Origin of the sequence: Streptomyces sp. NPDC048361 (genome assembly GCF_040651795.1) — a bacterium.
GTDB lineage: Bacteria > Actinomycetota > Actinomycetes > Streptomycetales > Streptomycetaceae > Streptomyces.
Genome location: NZ_JBEZKW010000047.1, coordinates 53,578 through 60,488, shown reverse-complemented (window position 1 = coordinate 60,488; position 6,911 = coordinate 53,578). Strand labels below are relative to the sequence as shown.

The 6,911-nt window shown below is 71.9% G+C and carries 3 protein-coding genes; 2 read left to right on the top strand and 1 reads right to left on the bottom strand.

From position 1 onward, the window contains the following. Positions 1-166: 166 nt before the first annotated feature. Positions 167-3,673 (bottom strand): S41 family peptidase, encoded by a 3,507-nt coding sequence (locus AB0D31_RS24970; protein WP_362727128.1) that lies wholly within the window; start codon positions 3,671-3,673, stop codon positions 167-169. 276 nt (positions 3,674-3,949) lie between these two features. On the opposite strand from AB0D31_RS24970, the gene AB0D31_RS24965 reads away from it, so the two are divergent. Both AB0D31_RS24965 and AB0D31_RS24960 read left to right on the top strand, forming a co-directional pair. Then, complete coding sequence (locus tag AB0D31_RS24965) at positions 3,950-4,528, top strand: TetR/AcrR family transcriptional regulator (protein ID WP_362727134.1); 579 nt, start codon at positions 3,950-3,952, stop codon at positions 4,526-4,528. A gap of 131 nt (positions 4,529-4,659) precedes the next feature. After that, a complete protein-coding gene (locus AB0D31_RS24960) occupies positions 4,660-6,882 on the top strand; it encodes an MMPL family transporter (RefSeq protein WP_362727126.1) in 2,223 nt (740 codons plus the stop codon). Positions 6,883-6,911 lie beyond the last annotated feature (29 nt).

Here is a 6,911-nt window from a genome sequence, read left to right as displayed (position 1 = left end):
AGACCCCGTTCGCGCCTGAAGGGCGCTCGTCCTCAATCGCCGGACCGGCTGAGGTGGCCCACGCGGGCCCGCACCGAGTAGCTCAGGGGCGCGAGCAACCACGACGCACGGCCGGCACACGAAGGCCGGGGCCCCGGGGGTAAGCCCCGGGCTGGGGGGGGGGCAACTAGGCGTCCCGCGGGGGGAGTTGGGGGCGCCGGCGGTTCGGGGTTGTCGTGTAGCCCGGTGGGGTGGACGCGGGGCGGGTGGTCAGGAGGTCCAGGGCCAGCTGGACCGCGTCGTCCAGCTGGGCGTGGCGGCCCTCCGCCCAGTCCAGCGGGGTGCGCAGGATCTCCAGATCCGGCTCGACCCCGTGGTTCTCCACGGACCACCCGTACGCGTCGAACCACGCCGCGTTCATCGGTACGGTGATGACCGAACCGTCCCCCAGCGTGTGGCGACCCGTCATCCCCACCACCCCGCCCCACGTGCGCTGCCCCACCACCGGCCCCAGCTTCAGGAGCCGGAACGCCGCCGTGATCATGTCGCCGTCCGACGAGGTCGCCTCGTCCGCGAGGGCGACCACCGGACCCCGGGGGGAGTTGGAGGCGTACGACACCGCCTGGGCGTCCCGCGTCAGGTCCCAGCCCAGGATGCGCCGGGTCAGTTTCTCCACCACCAGCTCACTGATGTGCCCGCCCGCGTTGCCGCGCACGTCCACGATCAGGGCGGGCCGGCTGACTTCCAGGCGCAGGTCGCGGTTGAACTGGGCCCAGCCCGAGCCGCCCATGTCGGGGATGTGCAGGTACCCGCACCTTCCGCCGCTCAACTCCCGTACCACACCACGGCGTTTGGCCACCCAGTCCTGGTAGCGCAGAGGGCGTTCGTCGACCAGCGGGACCACCGCGATCCGCCGCGAGCGGCCCTCGCCCTCGGCCGGGCGGAATGTCAGCTCCACCGTCGTGCCGCCCGCGCCCGCGAGCAGGGGGAAAGGGCCCGCGACCGGGTCGACCGGCCGGCCGTCGACATGAGTGAGGGCCGCGCCCTCGCGGATGCCCGCGCCCGCCAGCGGTGAACGTGCCTTGGAGTCGGACGAGTCGCCGGGCAGGACCCGGCGGATCACCCAACTGCCGTCGCGGCACACGAGGTTGGCGCCCAGCAGGCCCTGCGCGCGCTGGTAGTGCGGCGGGCCCTCGTTGCGGCGCGCGGCGGTGACGTACGCGTGTGAGGTGCCCAGCTCCCCGAGCACCTCGCGCAGCAGGTCCCCGAACTCGTCCGGCGACGCGACCCGTTCGACCAGCGGGCGGTACTGGTCGAGGACGGCCGGCCAGTCGATGCCGCACATCTTCGGATCCCAGAAGTAGGAGCGGATGATGCGGCCCGCCTCGTCGTAGGCCTGGCGCCACTCCGACCCCGGGTCGACCTCGTGCAGGATGCGGCGCAGGTCGAGGTAGACCGTCGAGTCGTTGTCGCCGGGCTCGGTGGAGGGCACCGCGCGCAGCTCGCCCTCGTCGACGACGACGAGCCGGCTGCCGTCCCCGCTGATCGCGAAGTGGTCGAGATGGTCGACCAGTTCGGTCCTGCGCGCCTTGGAGATGGTGAAGTGTTCGAGGGTGGGCCGGCCCGAGGTGTCGGCCGGGTTGGCGAAGGTCTCGCCGAGCGCGCCCGAGATGGGCCAGCGCATCCAGACCAGGCCGCCGCCCGCGACCGGGCGCAGGGCCGAGTACTTCGAAGCGGAGACCGGGAACGGCGTCACCCGGTTCTCCAGACCCTCCACCTCCACCGTCACCGTGCCGTCGCCCGAGTCGTCCAGCGGATCGAGGCCGCCCGCCGCGGGCCGGCCGTCCGGTGAGAGCGCGAACGGCGACGGTGTCGCCGAGTTCAGCGGTACGAGGTAGGGGCGGCAGCCCAGCGGGAAGGACAGGTCGCCGGTGTGCACGTCGTACACCGGGTCGAAGCCGCGCCACGACAGGAACGCCAGATAGCGGCCGTCGCTGGTGAACACCGGGTTCTCGTCCTCGAAGCGGCCGTTGGTGACATCGACGACCGTGCGGGCGCCGGGGCCCGCGATCCGGGCCATCTTGATCTGGCGCAGCGAGCGGCCGATGCCCGGATGCGACCAGGTCAGCCAGGCCCCGTCGGGGGAGAACGCGAGGTCGCGCACGGGCCCGTTCACGGACCGGATCAGCTCGGTCACCTCGCCCGCACCGCACACCGCCGTGTCCGGCACGGGGGCGCGGGAGGCCGCCCCGGTGGTCCCCGCCGCCGTGCCGCCGGACCCGTCCGTCCCCGCGCCCCTGAGCTCGGCGCCCGGCCCCGCCCCGGATTCCGCGCCCGGCCCCGCCCCGGATTCCGCGCCCGGCCCCGCCCCGGATTCCGCGCCCGGCCCCGCCCCGGATTCCTCCCCCTCGAACCGCCGCAGCCGCGGCACCCCGCTCGGAGCCGCGACTGCCTCCGCCTCCTCCGCCACGTCGATCAGCAGGAGCCGGCCGTCGTTGGAGGCGATCGCCAGGCGTTCGCCGTCCGGGTCGGAGACCATCTCCTGTACGCGGCCGAGCCGCCCCGCCGCGAGTCGTCGCGGACGGCGCTCACCGCTCGCGCGGGGCAGGAACGCGATCTCGACCGCGTCCTCGCCGTCCGCGTCGGTGATGTACGCGACCTGGCCGCCGCTGCCCAGCATCTCGGGCAGCCGCACCCGTACGCCCGGGGTGTCGGCGATGGTGCGGGCCGGGCCGTCGCGGTGGGTGAGCCAGTACAGGCTGCCGCGCACCACGACGGCGCTGGCCCGGCCGGTGGTGTCGACGGACAGCGCGTCGACGTGATTGGTGGCGGGCACCTGATACGTACGCCGGCCGGCGCGCGGCCCGCCCAGACGTACGTCCAGCTTGCGGGGCCGCGAGTCGGGGGTGAGCGCGTCCACGATCCACAGGTCGCCGGCGCACTGGTAGACCACGCGGCGGCCGTCGCTGGAGGCGTGCCGGGCGTAGAAGGCGTCGTGGTCGGTGTGGCGGCTCAGGTCGGAGCCGTCGGGCAGGCAGGAGTACAGGTTGCCGACGCCCTCGTGGTCGGAGAGGAAGGCGATGCGGCCGTCCACGAACATCGGGGCGTCCAGGTGTCCGCCGATGTCGGCGAGGAGGCGTTCGCCGTGCAGCCACAGGCGACCGGTGGCGCCGCCGCGGTACCGCTTCCAGGCGGCCGGCTCGTGCGGCGGCTTCCCGGTGAGCAGCAGGGTGCGGCGCTCGCCGTCCAGGTCTGCGACGGCGATGTCGGACACCGGGCCCCAGGGAAGCTTGCCGCCGGGGGAGCCGTCGGTGGGCACGCTGTAGGCCCAGGAGAAGTACGAGAACGGCTGGCCGTGCGAGGACACCGCCAGGATGTGGCCGTCCGGGGCCCAGCCGCACACCCGGGCGTCGGACGAGCCCCAGTAGGTGAGGCGCCGGGTCGGGCCGCCGGTCACCGGGGCGAGATGGATCTCCGGGTCGAGGCTGCGCCACGTCGTGTACGCGATCATGCTGCCGTCGGGCGAGAAGCGGGGGTGGCCCACCTTCGTCCGGTCGACGGTCACCCGCCAGGCGCGCGAAGGGCTGTGCCCGGCCGGCACCAGCGGGGCGACCCACAGGTCGTCCTCGGCGGCGAAGCACAGCAGATCGTCGTGGAGATGCGGAAACCTGAGGTACGCGGCGTCGTCACTCACCCCCCAATGCTTTCCGCGGGGAGGGGGTGCGGCAACTTGTGGGAGGGGTTTATTCCGCTTCGGCTCCCGCTTCGGCTTGACCCGCTCCGGCTCTCGCTCGGGCTCCGACCTGCTCCCGCTCGGGCTCGACCCGCTTCGGCTCCCGCTCCCGCTCCCGCTTATCCCGTTCCGACTTATCCCGTTCCGACACCTGTGGTCGAGAACACAAGCGAAACGATTCCGTTTCGCTTCGGGCCGAGGTTACCTTCGTACGGTACGCAAAAGGAGAGGAGGTCGATCATGGCGGGCAGGCTCACCCCGGAACGCGAGGCGGAGCTCTACGCGGCTGTGCTCGACCTGCTGCGCGAGGTCGGCTACGACGCCCTGACCATGGACGCCGTCGCCACCCGCACCCGTTCCAGCAAGGCCACCCTCTACCGCCAGTGGGGGAACAAGCCGGAGCTGGTCGCACGGGCGCTGCGCCACAACAAGCCGGTCAGTCTCGCCGAGATCGACACCGGTTCGCTGCGCGGCGACTTCCAGGCGATGGTCGCCCGTGAGGACGACTGTCAGATGGAGAAGGACTCCGCGCTGATGCGGGGTCTGATGCGGGCCGTCCATGACAACCCCGAGCTCCACAAGGCGCTGTGCGAGGTACTGATCGAGCCGGAGATCACCGGGCTCGACACGGTGCTGCGGCGCGCGGTGGAGCGTGGCGAGGTCAGCGCGGACAACCGTGCGCTCCCCTACGTCGTACACATGATGGTCGGCGCCTTCGCGGCCCGGCAGTTCATCGAGGACCGGCCGGTCGACCAGGCCTTCCTCGCCGACTACTTCGACGCCGTGGTCCTCCCCGCCCTCGGCGACCCGCGCTAGGCACCCCCCGCAAGCACCCCCGCCCGGCGCTCCCCACGCAGTACCCGCCCCACCTGACGTACGCCGCTCTCGTCGTCGGGCTGGTTCCCCATGCCCTGCTGTTCCCACGACTCGACCGGGAGTACGCCCTCGTGGCCACGTTCCTCTACCGCCTCGGCAGGTTCGCCTTCCGGCGCCGCCGCTATGTCGCCCTGGTGTGGGTGGCGCTGCTCGCCCTCGCGGGCTTCGGCGCGGCGTCCGCCACCACCGCCACCTCCTCCTCGTTCTCGATCCCGGGCACCGAGGCGCAGCGCGCCTTCGACCTGCTCAAGGAGCGGTTCCCGAACGCCACGGCCGACGGTGCCACCGCCCGTATCGTCTTCAAGGCGCCCGACGGCCAGAAGATGGCCGACAAGGCCAACAAGGCCGCGGTCGAGAAGACCGTCGCCGGCCTGAAGGCGGGCTCGGACCAGGTCGCCTCGGTCACCGACCCCTACACGGCGGGCGGCGTCTCCAAGAACGGCCAGGGCCCGGTCGCGTACGTCCAGGTGTCGTACAAGGCCAACGCGATGCAGCTGACCGACGACACGCGCGACGCGCTCAAGAAGAGCGGCGACGAGGCGAAGAAGTCGGGGCTCACCGTGGAGATCGGCGGTGACGCGCTCCAGGCCATGCCGGAGACCGGCTCCGGCGAGATCGTCGGTGTGGTCATCGCCGGCCTCGTCCTGGTGATCACCTTCGGCTCGCTGGTGGCGGCGGGGCTTCCGCTGCTGACCGCGATCATCGGCGTCGGCATCGGCGTCTCCACCATCACCGCGCTGGCCAATGTGCTCGACCTCGGCTCGACCACGTCCACGCTGGCGATGATGATCGGGCTCGCGGTCGGTATCGACTACGCCCTGTTCATCGTCTCGCGCTACCGGGCCGAACTCGCCGAGGGCAGGGAACGCGAAGAAGCCGCGGGGCGGGCCGTGGGGACGGCCGGATCCGCGGTGGTCTTCGCCGGTCTGACCGTGGTCATCGCGCTCGTCGGCCTCGCCGTCGTCAACATCCCGATGCTCACCAAGATGGGCGCGGCCGCGGCCGGCACGGTCGTCATCGCCGTCCTCATCGCGCTCACCCTCATACCCGCACTGCTCGGCTTCGCCGGCCGGCGCGTGCTCGGCCGCAAGGCCCGCAAGGCGTACGACAAGGGCGAGACGGCGACCGAGTCCAAGCCCAACATGGGCACCCGCTGGGCGAGCTTCGTGCTGCGCAAGCCGGTGTGGGTGCTGCTCGTCGGCGTCATCGGCCTCGGTGCGATCGCGCTGCCGGCGAGCTCGCTCCAGATGGGGCTGCCGGACGACGGCTCGCAGCCGACCTCCACCACCCAGCGCCGCGCCTACGACACCCTCTCCGAGGGCTTCGGCCCCGGCTTCAACGGGCCGCTCATGGTCGTCGTCGACGGCAAGGGCAGCAAGGACCCGCAGGCCGCGGCCGACCGTACGGTCGACGCGATCAAGAAGCTGCCGGACGCCGGTCCGGTGATGCCCCCGATGTTCAACAAGAAGACCGGCAACGACACGGCGACCATCACGGTCATCCCGAAGTCCAAGCCGTCCTCCACCGAGACCGAGGACCTCGTCCACTCGATCCGGGACACCAGCGCCACGCTGAAGGCCGACACCGGCGCGAAGCTCCTGGTCACCGGCTCGACCGCGATGAACATCGACTTCTCGCAGAAGATGAACGACGCGCTGCTGCCCTACCTGGCGCTCGTGGTCGGTCTCGCCTTCCTGCTCCTGATGGTGGTCTTCCGCTCGGTCCTGGTGCCGCTGAAGGCGGCCCTCGGCTTCCTGCTCTCGGTGGTCGCGGCCCTCGGCGCGGTCGTCGCGGTCTTCCAGTGGGGCTGGCTCGGCTCGCTCTTCGGCGTCCAGCAGACCGGCCCGATCATGTCGATGATGCCGATCTTCATGGTGGGCGTGGTCTTCGGTCTCGCGATGGACTACGAGGTCTTCCTCGTCACGCGGATGCGTGAGGCGTACGTCCACGGTGAGCGGCCCGGTCAGGCGATCGTCACCGGGTTCAAGCACGGCGCCCGGGTGGTCACAGCCGCCGCCGTCATCATGATCGCGGTCTTCTCCGGCTTCATCGGCTCCAGCGAGCAGATGATCAAGATGATCGGCTTCGGTCTCGCGATCGCCGTCTTCTTCGACGCGTTCGTCGTCCGCATGGCGATCGTGCCCGCGGTGCTCGCCCTGCTCGGCGCGAAGGCGTGGTGGCTGCCGCGCTGGCTGGACCGGATCCTGCCCAACGTCGACGTCGAGGGCGAGGGCCTGCGCAAGCACCAGGAGGCCGGCTCCGCCGACGGCGACCGCGAACTGGCGCGGGTCTGACCCCGCCCCCCTGAACGCCGGGGCCCCTC